Source organism: Burkholderia sp. WAC0059, assembly GCF_002870125.1.
GTDB lineage: Bacteria > Pseudomonadota > Gammaproteobacteria > Burkholderiales > Burkholderiaceae > Paraburkholderia.
Map to the genome: position 1 here is coordinate 59,633 of NZ_PNEO01000006.1, position 17,084 is coordinate 76,716.

Annotated in this window: 14 protein-coding genes and 1 pseudogene; 13 read left to right on the plus strand and 2 right to left on the minus strand. The window is 67.9% G+C overall.

The genetic code is table 11. From position 1 onward, the window contains the following. Nucleotides 1-9: 9 nt before the first annotated feature. Entirely contained in the window at nucleotides 10-1,560 is a 1,551-nt protein-coding gene (locus CY652_RS07995; RefSeq protein ID WP_102130182.1) for a methyl-accepting chemotaxis protein, read from the plus strand. On the opposite strand, the gene CY652_RS08000 is transcribed toward CY652_RS07995, so the two are convergent. After that, on the minus strand, nucleotides 1,547-2,011 hold the full coding sequence (locus CY652_RS08000; RefSeq protein WP_102130313.1) for a winged helix-turn-helix transcriptional regulator: 465 nt from the start codon (nucleotides 2,009-2,011) through the stop codon (nucleotides 1,547-1,549). The genes CY652_RS07995 and CY652_RS08000 overlap by 14 nt on opposite strands. A 109-nt stretch (nucleotides 2,012-2,120) precedes the next feature. Here CY652_RS08000 and CY652_RS08005 point away from each other — a divergent pair, with 109 nt between their 5' ends. The 5 genes from CY652_RS08005 (at nucleotide 2,121) to CY652_RS08025 (ending at nucleotide 8,978) form a co-directional block, all read left to right on the plus strand. Beyond that, complete coding sequence (locus CY652_RS08005; RefSeq protein WP_102130183.1) at nucleotides 2,121-2,975, plus strand: SDR family NAD(P)-dependent oxidoreductase; 855 nt, start codon at nucleotides 2,121-2,123, stop codon at nucleotides 2,973-2,975. A 397-nt stretch (nucleotides 2,976-3,372) separates the two neighbouring features. Continuing rightward, nucleotides 3,373-5,550, plus strand: a complete 2,178-nt coding sequence (gene katG, locus CY652_RS08010) for a catalase/peroxidase HPI (RefSeq protein ID WP_102130184.1) — start codon at nucleotides 3,373-3,375, stop codon at nucleotides 5,548-5,550. 369 nt (nucleotides 5,551-5,919) lie between these two features. Next, nucleotides 5,920-7,095, plus strand: coding sequence for a porin (locus CY652_RS08015; RefSeq protein WP_102130185.1), 1,176 nt, complete (start codon nucleotides 5,920-5,922; stop codon nucleotides 7,093-7,095). A 145-nt stretch (nucleotides 7,096-7,240) separates the two neighbouring features. Continuing rightward, nucleotides 7,241-8,179: an extracellular solute-binding protein gene (locus CY652_RS08020; RefSeq protein WP_102130186.1), complete on the plus strand. Its 939-nt coding sequence runs from the start codon at nucleotides 7,241-7,243 to the stop codon at nucleotides 8,177-8,179. Between the two features lies 1 nt (nucleotide 8,180). Beyond that, complete coding sequence (locus tag CY652_RS08025; RefSeq protein ID WP_102130187.1) at nucleotides 8,181-8,978, plus strand: molybdate ABC transporter permease subunit; 798 nt, start codon at nucleotides 8,181-8,183, stop codon at nucleotides 8,976-8,978. Nucleotides 8,979-9,002: 24 nt separating this feature from the next. Here the strand turns inward: CY652_RS08025 and CY652_RS08030 are convergent, their stop codons facing one another. Continuing rightward, nucleotides 9,003-9,968 (minus strand): sugar-binding transcriptional regulator, encoded by a 966-nt coding sequence (locus tag CY652_RS08030; protein ID WP_102130188.1) that lies wholly within the window; start codon nucleotides 9,966-9,968, stop codon nucleotides 9,003-9,005. Between the two features lie 340 nt (nucleotides 9,969-10,308). Here CY652_RS08030 and CY652_RS25085 point away from each other — a divergent pair. The 7 genes and pseudogenes from CY652_RS25085 to CY652_RS08060 form a co-directional block, all read left to right on the plus strand. Next, a pseudogene (locus tag CY652_RS25085) lies at nucleotides 10,309-10,701 on the plus strand (ATP-binding cassette domain-containing protein); the annotation flags it as partial. Nucleotides 10,702-10,896: 195 nt separating this feature from the next. Beyond that, nucleotides 10,897-11,403 (plus strand): TOBE domain-containing protein, encoded by a 507-nt coding sequence (locus tag CY652_RS25090; protein ID WP_374703638.1) that lies wholly within the window; start codon nucleotides 10,897-10,899, stop codon nucleotides 11,401-11,403. Beyond that, nucleotides 11,396-12,307 carry a carbohydrate ABC transporter permease gene (locus CY652_RS08040; protein WP_102130190.1) on the plus strand — a complete coding sequence of 304 codons (912 nt, stop codon included), beginning with the start codon at nucleotides 11,396-11,398 and terminating at the stop codon, nucleotides 12,305-12,307. The genes CY652_RS25090 and CY652_RS08040 overlap by 8 nt, the downstream gene beginning before the upstream one ends. Then, nucleotides 12,304-13,149: a carbohydrate ABC transporter permease gene (locus tag CY652_RS08045; RefSeq protein WP_102130191.1), complete on the plus strand. Its 846-nt coding sequence runs from the start codon at nucleotides 12,304-12,306 to the stop codon at nucleotides 13,147-13,149. The genes CY652_RS08040 and CY652_RS08045 overlap by 4 nt, the downstream gene beginning before the upstream one ends. A gap of 85 nt (nucleotides 13,150-13,234) precedes the next feature. Next, nucleotides 13,235-14,527, plus strand: coding sequence for an ABC transporter substrate-binding protein (locus tag CY652_RS08050; protein ID WP_219723713.1), 1,293 nt, complete (start codon nucleotides 13,235-13,237; stop codon nucleotides 14,525-14,527). A gap of 29 nt (nucleotides 14,528-14,556) precedes the next feature. Continuing rightward, on the plus strand, nucleotides 14,557-15,780 hold the full coding sequence (phnA, locus tag CY652_RS08055; protein ID WP_102130193.1) for a phosphonoacetate hydrolase: 1,224 nt from the start codon (nucleotides 14,557-14,559) through the stop codon (nucleotides 15,778-15,780). Next, complete coding sequence (locus tag CY652_RS08060) at nucleotides 15,777-17,078, plus strand: alkaline phosphatase family protein (RefSeq protein WP_102130194.1); 1,302 nt, start codon at nucleotides 15,777-15,779, stop codon at nucleotides 17,076-17,078. Before phnA ends, CY652_RS08060 begins: the two co-directional genes overlap by 4 nt. Nucleotides 17,079-17,084 lie beyond the last annotated feature (6 nt).

The following is a 17,084-nucleotide window of genomic DNA, read 5'->3' on the forward strand; positions in this document are numbered from 1 at the left end:
AAGCAAATCATGAAACTGTCGTTTGTCCAGAAACTCTGGCTGCCCCTCGTTCTGAGCCTTGTCTGTCTGTTGGGAATATCGATTGTCGACGCGTATCGCATACGCGAAGTCCGCTTCGAGGAGCGGAAGGCCGACCTGGTTCATGCGACCGAACTGGCGATTGCGGTCACGAAACATTTCGCCGATCAGGCCGCCGCCGGCACAATTCCCCTCGACGAGGCGAAGAAGCGCGCGATGGACGCCGTGCGCCAGATGCGTTACGGCGAGGACGGGTCGGGCTATTTCGTGATTCTGGATTCGCGGCCGGTCATCCTGATGCATGCCACCGAGCCCGCGCTCGTGGGCCGGAACGTGAGCCAGTTTACCGACTCGGGCGGCCAGCGCTTCTGGCAGGACGCGGTCGATCTGGTCCGCCGGGACGGCAAGGGGTTCATTCGCTATACGTTCCCGAAGCCGGGCATGACCGAGGCCAGCCCGAAGGTCTCGTTCAACGAGGCCTACCCGCCGTGGGGCTGGATCTTCCAGACGGGCGTCTACGTCGACGACCTCGACGCGGAGCTGCACGTTACGCTTTATCGGAGCCTGGGGATATTCGCCGCGATGGTGCTGGTCCTCGGCGGCATCGTAGTGTGGCTGAACCGCGGCATCCTGCGTTCGCTGGGCGGCGACCCGGCTTACGCGGTCGAGATCGCCGGCGGCATCGCCAACAACGATCTGACTGCCGTCGTCAAAATGTCGTCGGGCGACGAGGGCAGCCTGATGCACTCGATGAAGCGCATGCAGGAGCAACTGGCCCACATGATCCGCGCGATTCGGGCGTCCGCCGAATCGATTGCCTCGGCGACGGGCGAGATCGCGACGGGCAATCAGGACCTGTCCCAGCGCACCGAGGAGCAGGCAGCCTCGCTCGAAGAGACGGCCGCCAGCATGGAGGAACTGACCTCGACGGTGAACCAGAATGCCGACAACGCGCGCCAGGCCAGCGAGGTTGCCGCGCAGGCGATGCACGTCGCCGAGCGGGGCCGCGGCGTCGTGCAGCAGGTCGTCGACACGATGCACGGCATCAACGCCAGCTCCGACAGGATCGCCGACATCGTCGGCATGATCGAGAGCCTGGCATTCCAGACCAATATCCTCGCGTTGAATGCCGCGGTGGAAGCGGCTCGCGCCGGAGACCAGGGACGCGGCTTCGCCGTCGTCGCCGCCGAGGTGCGCTCGCTCGCGCAGCGCTCCGCGTCGGCTTCGAAGGAGATCACTGGCCTGATCCACGACTCGGTGCAGCGCGCCAAGGCCGGCGCGGAGTTGGTCGGCGAGGCCGGGACGACGATGGACGAGATCACGCAGTCGGTGCAGCGCGTCACGGACATCATGAACGAGATCGCCGCCGCGTCGCTCGAGCAGGGCAAGGGCATCGGCCAGGTGAGCGTGGCGGTGACGCAGATGGATGCGGTCACGCAGCAGAACGCGGCGCTCGTCGAGCAGGCCGCGGCGGCCGCGATGTCGCTCAAGTCGCAGGCGGACGAGTTGCGCTCGAACGTTGCGCAGTTCAGCCTGGCGTAGGGTCGCTCGCTTCGACGGACCGGCCGGCAGCGGCGGCGTCGCCGTCCGCGAGCGCCGTGCGGGCGTCGAACCGGCGCTGGGCGTCGTCGATTTCGTCTATGTGTTCGCAGGCCCAGCGGCCCAGCGCCAGGACGGGTTGGCTGAGAGACTGCCCGAGCGCCGTCAGCGCATAGACGACCTGCGGGGGGCTCGCCGGCGAGATGACTCGCGACACGACGCCGTCGCGTTCGAGCGCGCGCAGGGTGCGCGTGAGCATCTGTTGCGAGATGCCCTCGATGCCTCGCCTCATGCCGTTGAAGCGATGCGGGCCGGCCCGCAGCAGCGCGATGACGAGCACGCTCCATTTGTCGCCGACGCGGGCCAGCACGCGGCTGACCCGGCGCGTGTCCTTCAGCGGGCCCAGGTCATGTCCGTCTGACCTGGGCACCGATTTGTGCGTTTTTGCAGCCATGCCGTCGATCCTATACTTGCCTCCGGCCATTATTCCAGATCGCGAGGCGTGGGCGCCGAACAGCCGATAGCCGGTCCGGAATCCGGATGGAAACGAGAAAAGGACAGGTATGCGAAACATCGAGCGGGTTGCGGTCGTGACGGGTGCCAGCCGCGGGGCGGGGAAGGGGATTGCGCTGGCGCTCGGCGAAGCCGGGATGACCGTTTACGTGACGGGCCGAAGCGTCGACGAAGGCGATTCCCCTTATGGCGGCACGGTGGGCGAGACGGCGAAGCAGGTATCCGCGGCGGGAGGGAAGGGCATCGCCGTTGCCGTCGATCATGCCGACGACGACGCGGTGGCCGCGTTGTTCGCGCAGATCGGGCAAGCGCACGGTTGTCTCGACATCCTGGTCAACAACGCGGCCCGACTCGTCGCCACGACGATGCCCGGCGGGTTCTGGGAAAAGCCGCTGGAAACTGTCGACCTCGTGACCGTGGGCCTGCGCTCGCATTACGTGGCGGCCTGGCACGCGGCTCCGCTGTTGATCGCGAACGGCCGGGGGCTGATCGTCAATACGGGGCACTACGGCGCCGTCTGCTATCACCATGGTCCCGCCTACGGGGCGCAAAAGGCCGGCGCGGACAAGATGGCCGCCGACATGGCGAAGGAGCTGCGTCCGCATAATGTCGCGGTCGTGTCGATCTGGATGGGCGGGCTGGATACGGAACGCTCGCGTGCGTATCTGGAGACCCTGCCGCCCGATGTGCGGCCGACCGCTAAGCGCGAATCGCCCCGGTTCACGGGCCGGGTCGTCGCCGCGCTGTACGCGTCCGATCAACGGATGCAGCTTTCCGGTCGCGCGCTGATCGGCGCGGAACTGGGCGCATGTCTTGGCGTCGTCGACGTCGACGGTTCCCGTCCCGCGTCTTTCCGGTACGCGCTGGGCGGACCGCCGGAGCTTCATCGCTCGCTTTGGGCCTGATTCGGGCCGTTCGCCTTCTCTTGCATCGTCCGGGCGGCCGCACGCGGTTTGCCGCCGTCACGACGCGCACGGTACATTCGCCTGGCCGCGCCGCGGCCCCGGCGTCTCGCGATCGTCAAGGATCGTGCGGGGCGCCCGCCATGCAGGGCGAATATCGCGAGGCTCCGGGCCGGGCCTCCGATGCGCGTTTGCCTTTCCGGTGCCGGGAAGACATCTGTCAGACACATTTCTCCCCGATCGCATATTCTCCGGTTCGACGCGTTAGATTTTTTGATACGCCGCTATGAAGTAAACCTATTTCCGTCCGCGAGAGCGTGCCGTTAGTATTCGTGGACGGTGTCCGGACATCAACCTGTGCCGGGTAAGTTGGATGGAAAACGCTCAAAGGAGAAAACTCATGTCGACTGAAACGAAGTGTCCGTTCAACCATACGGGCGGTACGACGAACCGGGACTGGTGGCCGAATCAACTGAACCTGAAAATCCTGCATCAGCATTCGTCGCTGTCCGATCCGATGGACGAATCGTTCGACTATGCGGAAGCATTCAAGAGTCTCGACCTCGCGGCGGTGAAGCAGGATCTCCGCGCGCTGATGACCACCTCGCAGGACTGGTGGCCCGCGGACTTCGGCCACTACGGTCCGCTCTTCATCCGCATGGCGTGGCACAGCGCCGGCACCTACCGCATCGGCGATGGCCGCGGCGGTGCCGGGTCCGGCCAGCAGCGTTTCGCGCCGCTCAATAGCTGGCCCGACAACGTGAGCCTCGACAAGGCGCGCCGGCTGATCTGGCCGATCAAGCAGAAATACGGCCGCAAGATTTCGTGGGCCGACCTCATCATCCTGACCGGCAACGTCGCGCTCGAATCGATGGGTTTCAAGACCTTCGGTTTCGCCGGCGGCCGCGCGGACGTCTGGGAGCCGGACGAGGACGTCTACTGGGGTTCCGAAACCACCTGGATGGGCACCGACAAGCGCTATTCGGGCGACCGCGTGCTCGAGAATCCGCTCGGCGCCACGACGATGGGCCTCATCTACGTGAATCCGGAAGGACCGGAGGGCAAGCCCGACCCGGTCGCGGCGGCGCGCGACATTCGCGAAACGTTCGGCCGCATGGCGATGAACGACGAGGAAACCGTCGCGCTGATCGCGGGCGGCCACACGTTCGGCAAGACGCACGGCGCGGGTCCGACCTCGCACGTGGGCCCCGAGCCCGAAGGCGCGCCGATCGAGCAGCAGGGGCTCGGCTGGAAGAGCAGCTACGGCAGCGGCAGCGGTCCCGACGCGATCACGAGCGGCATCGAGGTGATCTGGACCAGCACGCCGACGAAGTGGAGCAACAACTTCTTCTGGAACCTGTTCGGCTATGAATGGGAGCTGACGAAGAGCCCGGCCGGCGCCTATCAATGGAAGCCGAAGGGCGACGCCGGCGCGAACAGCGTGCCGGACCCGTACGATTCCTCGAAGCGCCGCGCGCCGTCGATGCTGACGACCGACCTCGCGCTGCGCGTCGATCCGGCCTACGAGAAGATCGCGCGGCGTTTCTACGAAAACCCGGACGAATTCGCGGACGCCTTCGCCCGCGCGTGGTTCAAGCTCACGCACCGCGACATGGGTCCGCGCGTGCGCTACCTCGGCCCGGAAGTGCCGGCCGAAGAACTGATCTGGCAGGACCCGGTTCCCGCGGTCGACCACAAGCTGATCGACGGGCAGGACGTCGCCGCGCTGAAGGCGAAGGTGCTCGCGGCGGGACTGCCGGTCTCGCAGCTCGTCTACACGGCATGGTCGTCGGCATCCACGTTCCGCGGCTCGGACAAACGCGGCGGCGCTAACGGCGCGCGCATCCGTCTCGCGCCGCAGAAGGACTGGGAAGTCAACGAGCCGGCCCGGCTCGACAAGGTGCTGAAGGTGCTCGAGGGTATCCGCAGCGAGTTCAACGGCGCGCAGAGCGGCGGCAAGCAGGTGTCGCTCGCGGACCTGATCGTGCTGGCCGGTTGCGCGGGCGTCGAGCAGGCGGCGAAGAACGCTGGTCATCCGGTGACGGTGCCGTTCGCGCCGGGTCGCACGGATGCGTCGCAGGAGCAGACCGACGTGGTTTCCGTCGCCGTGCTCGAACCGTACGCGGACGGCTTCCGCAATTACGTGAAGGGCGGGTCCACGGCGCCGGCCGAGGCGCTGCTGGTGGACAAGGCGCAGTTGCTGACGCTCACCGCGCCGGAAATGACGGTGCTCGTCGGTGGGCTGCGGGCGCTGAACGCGAATTTCGGGCAGACGCAGCACGGCGTGTTCACGAAGCGTCCGGAGACGCTCACCAACGACTTCTTCGTGAACCTGCTCGACATGGGCACGGAGTGGGTGCCGGCCGCCCATGCCGCCGGCGTGTACGAAGGACGCGACCGCAAGACGGGCGAAGTCAGGTGGACGGCCACTCGGGTCGATCTGATCTTCGGCTCGCACGCGCAACTGCGAGCGTTGGCCGAAGTCTACGGTAGCGGGGATGCCCAGCGGCAGTTCGTCGAGGACTTCGTCGCGGCCTGGAACAAGGTGATGAACCTCGACCGCTTCGATCTCGCATGACGGCGTAGCCCCGGCGCCGCAAGGCGCGTTTTGAGGCGGCAGAAGCCGCACGGACGGCCGGTCGCAAGACCGGCCGTTCGCATTTGAACGGCAAAGAACGAAACGGCACAAAACAGAACGAAAAGCAGCCGGCCGGCGTCGTCCTCTTCTCCGATCCTTACAGTTGCCCCCGCATGAAACGAAGGCCGAAACTGTACATCTCGCTTATGGATCGGACTGTTATCTAAAACAGCGGGTTTGGCGCAACAGTGGCCTTTACCGGCCTCGTTCCCATCGATATATTCACGCATTCATAACGAGGGGCGAGGCCGGGTGGCCCACACGAGCTCATTCGCCCGAATTTTTTCTCGCATATAAACAGGATAACTAATGAAGAAGTGGATAGGCATGGCCGCGCTCGGCTGCGCGGCCAGCGCGGCGCATGCGCAGAGCAGCGTGACGCTCTACGGCATCATCGATTCGGGGATCACCTACGTCAATCACGCCGCGACGGCGGGCGGCGGCCACGGCAGTCTGGTCGAATACGGCGACGGGGTCGCGCAGGGCAGCCGTTGGGGCATCCGCGGCGCGGAGGATCTCGGCGGCGGGCTGAAAACGGTCTTCGCCCTCGAAAGCGGATTCAGTTCGGGCAACGGCACGCTCGGGCAGGGCGGCGCGCTGTTCGGGCGGGAGGCGTTCGTGGGCCTGTCCAAACGCGGCATCGGCATGCTGTCGTTCGGGCGGCAATACGCGCTTTCGACCGAATACATCGGCAACAAATATACGATGGGCAATCAGACCGTCGTCGGCAATTACGCCTTCCACATCAACGACCTCGATCAGCTCACGTCCTCCCGCATCAACAACTCGGTGAAGTTCGACAGCGCGAACTTCGACGGCTTTACGTTCGGCGCGCTGTACGGCTTCTCGAACGAGGCTGGCGACTTCGCCGGGACGCCGACCACCACCACCGCGGGCACGACGAAGCAGGGCTCGTCGAGCACCTACAGCTTCGGGGTCAACTACGAGAACGGTTCGTTCGGCCTCGGCACGGCCTATACCAGCATCCGCTACCCGAACGCCGCTTCGCCTGCGTTCAGCGTCAGCGTCGCGAACGTCAACACGGGCGGGCTCCGTGACCTGTCCACGTTCGGCATCGGCAGCCGCTACCGGATCGGCGACGCGACGGTGTGGGGAAACTGGACGCACACCCGGCTCACGCCGCTCGTCAGCGAGACCTCGACGCTGAACAACTACGAAATCGGCGCGAAGTACCAGATGACGACGGCCTCGAGCGTCGGCCTCGGCTACACGTTCTCGGACATGAGCGGCGGCTTCAACGGCAAGTGGAATCAGATCAACAGCGACTTCGACTATGCGCTCTCGAAGCAGACCGACGTATACTTGCTCGTCGTCTACCAGAAGGCGGCGGGCAGCAACGTCGTGAACGGCGCCGTGGTGCCGGTGCAGGCCGAAATCGGGGCGAGCACGAGCTTCATCGGCGACTCCGGCAGCGGCGCGTCGAGCCAGCTCGCCGTCCGGGTCGGGTTCCGGCATCGCTTCTGAACGTCGTTTTAAGCTGCGCTCCTGAGCCCGGTTTCCGGCCGGGTTCGCGACGCGGGTTCCGGTCGACCGAGCGTTCGCCGCCCTTCGGGGCGGCGAACGCTTTGCCCGTTACCCTTCATCTCCCTCTCGATCACCACACGATACGATGACTGCACTTTCCCGCCTGAAAGTTTTTGCCGCCGCCGCCGCGCTGATGTCGATGCTCGCCGCTCCGCGCGTGGAGGCCGATCCCGTGCTGCGGGTGACGTATGCCGGCTCGATGGGCGTCGTCATGGACCACGCGCTGGGCCCGGCCTTTGCCGAAGAGGCGCACGTGCGCTACGAAGGGCAGGGCGAGGGCGCTTACGGCATGGCGCGTCTGCTCGCGTCGAAGAAGATCGTGGCCGACGTGTTCGTCTCGATCACGCCGGGGCCGATGCAGATTCTGAAGGACGCGAACCTGATCGATCGCGCCGTGCCGGTGGCCAGCACGAGCATGGTGATCGCGTTCAACCCGAAGAGCCGCTTCGCGGCCCAGCTCGCGGCAAGCGGCAAGCCGGGCGGCACGCCGTGGTGGCAGGTGCTGCAGACGCCGGGCTTGCGCTTCGGCCGGACCGATCCGCAGAGCGATCCGCAAGGGCAGAACATCATCTTCTCGCTGATGCTCGCGCAGAAGTACTACAACCAGCCGGACCTCGAGAAGAAGATTCTCGGCGACACGCTGAACCCGCAGCAGGTGTTTGCCGAGGGCGGCCTGCTGACGCGGCTCGAAGCCGGGCAGGTCGACGCGTCGTCGGGCTACGAGAGCGCCGTCATCTCCGCGAAGCTGCCCTACGTCGAGCTGCCCGACGAGATCAACCTGAGCAATCCCGCCGACGCGTCGAACTGGTACGACACGGTGTCGTTCGATTTGACCGATCCGTCCGGCAAGGTGCGCACGCTGCATCCGGAGCCGCTCGTCTTCTATGCGGCCGTGCTCAAGAACGCGCCCAACCCGCAGGCGGCCGCGCGGTTCGTCGACTACATGCTGAGCCCGCAAGGCCAGGCGCTTTTCAGGCAGCGCGGCTACGGGGTGCCCAAGGGCGATCCGCTCTACGACAAGTGACATGGGCGCCAGCCGTCCGGGTCGTCGTCGCCTGACCGTTCGCGCGGCGCGCTGGGCCGCGCTCGGGCCCGCGCTCGCGCTCTTCGCGATCCCGTTCCTCGCCCTGATCCAGCAGACCCGTCTGGCGGGATTCCGGCCCGCCTACGGCGACTGGCACTCGGTCTACGTTTCGGTGACGCTGAGCGTCTGGGCGATGCTGCTCATCGTGCTGGCCGGCACGCCGCTCTCGGTCTGGCTCGCCCGGACCCGGTCGTGGTCCGGGCGGGCCGTCGAGACGCTCGCGCTCTTCTCGCTGCTGACGCCCTCGCTCGCGACGGGCATCCTGCTCGTTTCGGCCTACGGTCCCTACAGCACGATCGGCGATGCGCTCGGGCGCGCCGGCGTCTCGCTCGACAACAACGCGGCGTCGTTCGTGCTGGCGCAGGTCTACGGCGGCCTCGCCTATTTCGTCCTGTCGGCGCGCACGGCCTTCGAGCACGTGCCGCCCGTGCTGGAGGAGGCAGCGCAGGACCTCGGCTGCACGGCGTGGCGGATGTTCTGGCTCATCACGCTCCCGCTCGCGTTCCGCGATCTCGTGACGGGCGGTATCGTGACCTGGGTGCGCATGATCGGCGAGTTCGGCATTGCCGCCGTGTTCTCGTATTTTCCGCAGGGCGTGCCCGTCAAGCTGTACGTGAATCTGCAGAACGACGGCGTGCAGTCCGTCTACGTGCTCGTCTGGATTCTGCTGGCGCTGACGCTGCCTTTCGCGGCGATCGCCACGGCGTGGCTGAGGCGGCAGGAAGGGCGCTACTCCTGAGCGGACCGCGCCTGCCGGAGTGCTTCACAGCAGCGCGCTGGCCGTAGCGTCGTCGGTGATCAGCACGTGGGCGAGTCCCGCGCGGATGGCGCTGCGGATGATCGCGATCTTCTGCAGCCCGCCCGCCGCCAGGATGCGCTCGGGAATCGCGCGCAGGTCGTCGAGCGTCGGGTTGATCGTGCGCGGCACGATCGGATGGGCGACCGGCCGGCCGTCGGCGTCGAGATAGTGTCCGCAGATGTCGCCGGTCGCGCCCGCATCGCGCAGGGACTGCCACGTGTCGCGCGAAATCACGCCGTATTCGAGCATCTTGGACTGCTCCGACAGATCGGTCGCGCTCAGCAGCGCCATGTCCACGCGCCGCGCCATGTCGAGCACGCTGCGCACGGGCTCGCTGTTGACGAGCGCGTCGCGCAGCGCGGCTGTTTCCGCGTACATCGGCGCGGTCATGTAGTAGCAGGTAGCGTCGAGCATCCGCGCGAAGATGGCGGCGTTGTCGTAGGGATTGATGCGGGTGCTTTTCGCGAGGCCGCCGCACATCAGCACGACGGTATTGCGCATGCCCTGGCGGCGCAGCACGTTCTGCGCCGCCGCGTTGATCGTCCCGCCCCAGGTGATGCCGAGCGAGGCGTCTTCCTTGAGTTGTTCGGACACGTACTGTCCCGCCGCCGCGCCGACGGTCGGCCGCACGTCGGCGGTGTCGGCGGGCGTCGGCACGACGATCGCGCGGCGCAATCCGTAGGTTTGCGCGAGCTTCGTTTCGAGCTCGACGTAAGCGCCGATCGGGCTGTTGATGGTGATCTGCACGAGGCCGCTCGTGCGCGCGTCGTTCAGCAGGCGGTTCACGCGCTTGCGCGTCCAGCCGAGCCGCTGCGCGATCGCCTCCTGCGTCTGCCCCTCCCTGAAGTACGCCCAGCAGATCCGGGCCATGACCTGGACGTCGGCCGATTGCAGCTCGTCTGCGTGCGCGTCGTCGTTTCGACGTTTCATGCGGTCCTCTCCATTGCGTTGTTCTCGTTCGTGCCCGGTTCGTACCCGCGCGGCGGGCCGATGGTCCGATAGTCCGACAGCCCGGAAGGTAACACCGCGCGGCGCCCGGCACAATTGGGTTGATGGCGTCACAAAAGAGTCATTTCCCATCTGTACCTTTTGGGTCTCAAATGGGACTGGAGAGGTGCGATGGGCGGTTTTCCCACTTCGACGACGGATAGTCTGCCGCGGCTTGCCCGCACGCAGAGGTGAGCGCATGGCCGGCATTCGACTCGAAGGCGTCGTCCGGCGTTACGGCACGCACGTCGCGGCGGACCATCTCGATCTCGCGGTCGGCGATGGCGAGTTCGTCGCGCTCGTGGGGCCGAGCGGTTGCGGCAAGTCCACGCTGCTGCGGCTCGTCGCCGGGCTCGACTGGCCCGACGCCGGGGCGATCCGCATCGGCGATCGCGACGTCGGCGCGCTCGGTCCGGCGGATCGCGACGTCGCGATGGTGTTCCAGAACTACGCGCTGTATCCGCACCTGACGATTCGCCAGAACATCGCGACGCCGCTTGCCATGCGGCAGCTCCGCGCCTGGGAGCGGTTGCCGTTGCTCTGGCGCGCGTCGACGGCGAGCCGCGAGCGGCGCGCGCGCATCGACGCGAGCGTGAGCGAAGTGGCCGCGATGCTCGGCATCGGCGCGCTGCTCGAACGCAAGCCCGGGGCGCTCTCGGGCGGCCAGCGCCAGCGCGTTGCGCTGGGGCGGGCGATCGTGCGCCGTCCCGCCGTGTTCCTCTACGACGAACCGCTGTCGAACCTCGACGCCGAATTGCGCGCGAGCATGCGCGGTGAAATCGTCGATCTGCATCGGCGGCTCGGCGTCGCCACGCTTTACGTCACGCACGACCAGGTCGAGGCGATGACGATGGCCGACCGCATCGCGGTGATGCGCGCGGGCCGCATCCTGCAGACCGGCACGCCGGCCGAGCTGTATGCGAGGCCCGCCTCCATCGAGGTCGCGAGGACGATCGGCACGCCCGGCATCGGCCTCGTGCCCGCGCGCGCCGATTCGGCGGCGGGCGGCGTGCGCGTCGCCGGCGCGGCGGTCTGGCCGATCGTGCCGGCCGTGCCCGACGGCGCGGCGCTGACGCTCGGGTTGCGCAGCGAGCATCTGCATCTCGTCGGCGCCGACAGTCCCAACGCGTTGCCGGCGCGCATCGCCAACGTCGAATATCTGGGCGCCGATACGCTCGTTCACGTTCTCGTCGATGCGGAGGACGGCGCCTCGCCGGCGCGGCTCGTCGTGCGCGTGGCCGGCGCGCGGGGCTCGGGCTGGCAGCGCGGCGAACCGGTCGGCGTGACGGCCGATTGCGCGCAGGCCGTCGTCTTCGACGAGCACGGGCAGAGCGTCGGCCGCGCGCCTGGCGTCGCGATGCGGGTCGTGCATGGCTGAGCGTCTCGTGAGCGGAGGGATTCCGGCCCGGCCGGCGCCGTCGCGCGCGCCGCTCGTCGCGCTGTTCGCCGGCCCTGCCGTGCTGCTCGGCCTCGCGACGCTGGTCCTGCCGCTCGTCATCGTCGTCGTGCTCGCGTTCACCGACTATCGGCTCGGCGCGCCGGGCTTCGCGTTCGTCGGCGTGCACAACTTCGTCGCGCTGGCGGGCGACCCGGTGTTTCGCCATTCGTTCGCGAATACGCTGCTCTATTCGGCGTTCGTCGTGCCGGTCTCTACGCTGCTCGGCCTGGGCCTCGCGCTGCTGATCGACGCGCGTCCGGCGCTGCGCTCGTTCTACCGGACCGTCCACTTTCTGCCCGTGATGGCCGCGACCATCGCCATTGCCGTCGTGTGGGAGTTCATGCTGGACCCGAACCTCGGGCTCGTGAACCTGCTGCTCGCGAAGATCGGCATTGCCGGGCCGCGCTGGCTGCAGGACCCGAAGACCGCGCTGCTCTCGCTCGCGCTGATCGGGGTCTGGCAGTCGGCCGGCTTCAACATGGTGTTGTTCCTGACGGGCCTGACCGGCATCCCGTCGCAATACCGCGAGGCCGCCGTCATCGACGGGGCCGCGAGCGCGTGGGACCGCTTCTGGCTCGTCACGTGGCCGCTCCTGCGGCCGATCACGGCGTTCGTCGTGGTGATCTCCGTCATCCGCTCGTTCCAGCTATTCGAGATCGTCTACGTGATCACGGGCGGCGGCCCGCAGAAATCGACCGAGGTGCTGCTCTTCACGATGTTCAGCGAGGCGTTCGAATTCTTCCGCACCGGACGCGGCGCGGCGATCGCCGTCGTGTTCCTCGCGCTCGTCGGCGCGCTCACGCTCGTCCGGTTCCGTTTTTCCGCCGACAGGAGCGCCGCATGAGGCCGACCAGAGCGCCGCGCCGGCTGGCCGGCTCGATTGCGCGCCACGCGTTGCTGAGCCTGAGCGGGCTCGTCTCGATCGTCCCGTTCGTCTGGATGGTGGCGACGGCGATGAAGCCCGCGAACGAGATTTTCAGCCGCGACCTGCATCTGCTGCCGCAGCATTTCGCCGGCTGGCAGAACTTCGCCACGGTGTTCGAGAACGTGCCGATGCTGCGCTATCTCGCCAACGGCGTGCTCGTCGTCGCGCTGATCTTCGCGCTGCAACTGGCGATCGCGCTGCCCTGCGCCTACGTGCTGGCGAAGGTGCCGTTTCGTGGGCGCCGGCTGCTGTTCGGCGCCGTGCTGTTCTGCCTGATGCTGCCGCCGCAGGCCGTGGCGATTCCGCAGTTCATGATCGCGCAGCGGCTCGGCATCCTCGACACGTACTGGGCGATGGCCTTGCCCTACGCGGTCTCCGCGTTCGGCATCTACCTGATGCGCCAGTATTTCCAGACGATTCCCGACGAGCTGATCGACGCCGCGCGGCTCGACGGCTTCGGCGAATTCGCGATCGTGTTCCGGCTCATGCTGCCGGTCTCGCTGCCGGCCGTGACCGCGTTCGGCATTTTCTCGGTGAGTACGCACTGGAACGAGTTCTTCTGGCCGCAGATCGTGCTTTCGTCCCCCGACAAGCTGACGCCGCCGCTCGGCATCGCGTTCTTCCGCAACGAGGAGGCGGGCACCGACTACGGCGCGCTGATGGCCGCCGCGACGATCGTCATCGCGCCGCTCGTGCTGGCGTTCCTGCTCGCGCAGCGGCGCTTCATCGAGGGCATCGCGCTGACGGGGCTCAAGGGCTGAATCGACGACCGGCACGCGCATCGGGCGCGGCCTATTGCAGGACCACCGCAGGACCCGCTACGGGACTCACCACAGGAGCAGCAAAGTGAATGCACGCAGAACCCATCTCAAGCAGATGGCCGCGCTGGCCGGCTTCGCCGTCGCCTCGCTGGCCGGCGTGGGCGCGCGCCCGGCCTACGCCGCGCAGACCGAACTGACGGTGCTGTACGCGTTTCCCGACCTGTTTCGCCCGGCGATGGAGGAACTCGCGCGGCGCTTCATGGCGGCCAACCCGGACATCCGCATCGTCTACAGCGCGCCCGCGCCGGAATACGAGGAGGTGCTGCAGACGGTGCTGCGCGAATCGGTGGCCGGCACGCAGCCGGACGTCGTGGTGCAGGGGCTCAACAGCGTTCGCGCGATTTCCGACGAGGGCGACGCGGTGCCGCTCGATCCGTTCATCGCGGCGGACAAGGGGTTCGCCTCGCACGGCTTCAATCCCGCGATGCTGGCGGCCGGCGAGGTGAAGGGCCGCGTCTACGCGCTGCCGCTCGCGATCTCGCTGCCGGTGCTCTACTACAACGTGGACCTCGTGAAGCGCGCGGGCGGCGACCCGGCGCATCTGCCGACCACCTGGGACGGCGTGATCGATCTCGCCAAACGCATCAACGCCCTGGGCTCGGGCACGAACGGCCTTTTCTACGCGTGGGACGAAACCGGCAACTGGATGTGGCAGTCGCTCGTCTTCAGCCGCGGCGGCACGATGCTCGACGCGAGCGAGCGCAAGGTCGCCTTCGACGGCAAGGAAGGGCAGTGGGCCATCGGCCTGCTCGCGCGGCTCGTGAAGGAGGCCGGCATGCCGTACCTGGACCATTCGGCGGCCCGCCAGCAGTTCGCCTCGGGTGGCCTCGGCATCTTCGCGACCTCCACGGCGCAGCTCGCGACGATCCAGAAGATCACGGCCGGCCGCTTTCCGATCGAGGTCGGCACGTATCCGGACCTGACGCCCGGCGTCTCGCGGCTGCCGTCGGGCGGCAACGGGCTGATGATCACGGCGAAGGACCCGGCGAAGCAGCAGGCCGCGTGGCGCTTCGTCAGCTTCGCGACGCAGCCGCAGCAGGCGGCCGAGGTCGCGCGGCTCACCGGTTATTTCCCGCCCGACGAGAAGGCCGGTCCGCTTTTGACCGACTTCTACCGCGCGAATCCGAACTTCGCCGTCGCGGTGAAGGAGCAGGCCTACGCGTCCGGCTGGTATGCGTTCCCGGGGTCGAACGGACTCAAGATCATCGACGTCATCAAGGACCAGCTCGAACTCGTCGTGAGCGGCCAGCACGCGGGCGACCCCGACAGCGTGCTCGCGTCGATGGCCGCACAGGTGCAGGCGCTGCTGCCGAAATAAAGCAAAGCAAAGCAAAGGACAGGATCCGCATGAAAGAAACAGTCAGTACCGTCGAAGTCAATGGCCGCCGCTATGCGCTGCCGGCGCAGCCCACCGTGGTCGCCTGCGTGGACGGGCTCGATCGCCGCTATCTCGACGCGGCCTTCGCCGCCGGCTGCGCGCCGTTCTTGCAGTCGCTGCGCGCGCGCGGATGGTTGTACGCGGCGCGCTCGGCCATGCCGAGCTACACGAACCCGAACAACGTGTCGATCATCACCGGCGTGGCGCCGGCCGTGCACGGCATCGGCGGCAACTACTTCTACGACGAAGCCGCCGGCGCCGAGGTGATGATGAACGACCCGTCGTTCCTGCGCGTGCCGACCGTGCTCGCGGCGCTCGCGCAGGCCGGCGTGCGGGTCGCGGCCGTGACGGCCAAGGACAAGCTGCGGCGCATGCTGGGGCACGGCATGCCGGAAGGCGAGTCGGTCCTGTGCTTTGCCGTCGAGACCGCGGGCGCAGCCGTGAAGGACTTCATGCCCGCCGAGGCGCCCTCGATCTACAGCGCGGCGGCCAGCGAGGCCGTGTTCTTCGCCGGGCAACGCATCGTCGAGCGCTGGCAGCCGGGCTTCGTCTATCTCTCGACGACGGACTACGTGCAGCACAAATACGGTCCCGGCGAAGCCGACGCCGATGCGTTCGTCGCGATGCTCGACCGCTATCTCGCGGACATGGACGCGCTCGGCGCTCGCATCGTGCTGACCGCCGACCATGGGATGGGCGCGAAGGCCGACACGCTCGGCCGGCCCAACGTCGTCTATCTCGCGGACCTGCTCGACGATGCGATGGCGGCCGCGCACGCGCGCGTCGTGTTGCCGATCACCGATCCGTACGTCCGTCATCACGGCGCGCTCGGCGGTTTCGCGATGGTCTATCTGCCGGAGGCCGCGCTCGAGGCCGCGCGCCGCTTCATCGCCGCGCTGCCCGGCGTGGACGCCGTGCTCGATCGCCGTCAGGCGGCCGCGCGGCTCGAACTGCCCGTCGACCGCATCGGCGACCTCGTGGTGCTGGCCGGCGAGCATCACGTGCTCGGCACGCGCGTGGCCGAGCACGACCTGTCCGGCCTCGATCGCCCGCTGCGCTCGCACGGCAGCCTGCACGAGCAGCCGGTGCCGCTGATCGCGAATTTCGCGCTGGACGACACGTTCGCGGGTCGCGAACTGCGCAACTTCGATGCGTTCGAGATCGCGCTTTCGGCTGAACGGAGCGGCCGATGACGAGTCGCGAACCGATGCGTGAACCGGGGCGCGGGCGACGGGTCGTCATGGTGTGCTGCGATGCGCTGGCGCGCGACTGGATCGATCCCGAAGCGACGCCGACGCTGCACGCGCTGTCGAATACGGGGCTCTGGTGCGCGGCGCATCGCGGCGTGTTTCCCTCGGTGACGCGCGTGTCCGCGGCGTCGATCGCGACCGGCTGCTATCCGGGGCGACACGGGCTACACGGTAACCGGATGGGGCTGCCCGAGGCGGGGCGCATCGTCGTGCGCGACGTGGGCCGTCCGGATTTCCGCGAGCACATGCGGCGCGCGACCGGCGGGACGCTGCGCGTGCCGACGCTGGCTGAGCGCGTGCCGGGGCCGAACGGGTTCGTCGCGTTTTCGAACGTGTCGCCGGGCGCGGCCTATTTTCTCGATCCGGAGCACTTCGGCTACGTCTACCATCGCGCCGGATCGTACGGGCCCGGCGGCGTCGCCGTCGGCGCCGGGGATGCGCTCGACGTGGCGCAGGACTTCGCTGGCGACTGGGCGATGACGCAGCGCTTCTGCACGGAAGTGCTGGCCGTGCGCCGGCCGGCGGTGGCGATCCTGTGGCTCGCGCATCCCGACGCGACGCTGCACGGCGCGCCGCTCGGCTCGCCCGCGCATCTCGATGCGCTGCGCCACGCCGACCGCTGCGTGGCCGAGGTGTCGAACGCCGTGCGCGAGCTGCGGGCCGCGGGCGAGGACGTGCTGCTGATTGCGGGCTCGGACCACGGGCAGGAGACGATCGCCGGTTGCATCGATCTGGATGCGTGGCTCGGCGAGCAGGGGCTCGCTTCGCTCGTCGGGAGCGGGGACGTCGCGGTGGCCGGGCAGGGGACGGCGGCGTTGCTCTACGCGACGCCGGCGGGCCGGCCCGCGCTCGAACGCGTGCTCGACAGGCTGCGCGAGGAAACGTGGGTGGATGCGGTCGAGACCGCGGATGTTCTGCGCGAACGCGGGCTCTTTCCCGAGGACGGCATCGTGGCGGCCGTCAACATGGGCCAAAGCGACAGCGTGAACCGCTACGGCGTGCGCGGCGCGCGCTGGACCGTGGCGGAGCCGGGCAAGACGAAGGTTGCCGGGCACGGCGAGCATGGCGGATGGGGGGACGACGAGATGCGGCCGTTTCTCGTCGTCGAGCACGAGCGGCTCGAGGCGAAAACGCTCGCGCGCGCGACGGGTCTCGTCGACGTCGCGCCGACGGTGCTGGACTTCCTTGGGCTGCCGACGGACGGCATGGATGGGAAAGCGCTCTGGGACGCGGCGCCCTGAAGTCCG

Bases quoted from the DNA above. Each gene is read 5' to 3' on its own strand.
- CY652_RS08000 (WP_102130313.1), bottom strand. From the start codon at position 2,011: ATGGCTGCAAAAACGCACAAATCGGTGCCCAGGTCAGACGGACATGAC.
- CY652_RS08015 (WP_102130185.1), top strand. From the start codon at position 5,920: ATGAAGAAGTGGATAGGCATGGCCGCGCTCGGCTGCGCGGCCAGCGCG.
- CY652_RS25090 (WP_374703638.1), top strand. From the start codon at position 10,897: ATGCGCGCGGGCCGCATCCTGCAGACCGGCACGCCGGCCGAGCTGTAT.
- CY652_RS08020 (WP_102130186.1), top strand. From the start codon at position 7,241: ATGACTGCACTTTCCCGCCTGAAAGTTTTTGCCGCCGCCGCCGCGCTG.
- CY652_RS08060 (WP_102130194.1), top strand. From the start codon at position 15,777: ATGACGAGTCGCGAACCGATGCGTGAACCGGGGCGCGGGCGACGGGTC.
- phnA (WP_102130193.1), top strand. From the start codon at position 14,557: ATGAAAGAAACAGTCAGTACCGTCGAAGTCAATGGCCGCCGCTATGCG.
- CY652_RS08030 (WP_102130188.1), bottom strand. From the start codon at position 9,968: ATGAAACGTCGAAACGACGACGCGCACGCAGACGAGCTGCAATCGGCC.
- CY652_RS08040 (WP_102130190.1), top strand. From the start codon at position 11,396: ATGGCTGAGCGTCTCGTGAGCGGAGGGATTCCGGCCCGGCCGGCGCCG.
- CY652_RS08005 (WP_102130183.1), top strand. From the start codon at position 2,121: ATGCGAAACATCGAGCGGGTTGCGGTCGTGACGGGTGCCAGCCGCGGG.
- CY652_RS07995 (WP_102130182.1), top strand. From the start codon at position 10: ATGAAACTGTCGTTTGTCCAGAAACTCTGGCTGCCCCTCGTTCTGAGC.
- CY652_RS08025 (WP_102130187.1), top strand. From the start codon at position 8,181: ATGGGCGCCAGCCGTCCGGGTCGTCGTCGCCTGACCGTTCGCGCGGCG.
- katG (WP_102130184.1), top strand. From the start codon at position 3,373: ATGTCGACTGAAACGAAGTGTCCGTTCAACCATACGGGCGGTACGACG.
- CY652_RS08045 (WP_102130191.1), top strand. From the start codon at position 12,304: ATGAGGCCGACCAGAGCGCCGCGCCGGCTGGCCGGCTCGATTGCGCGC.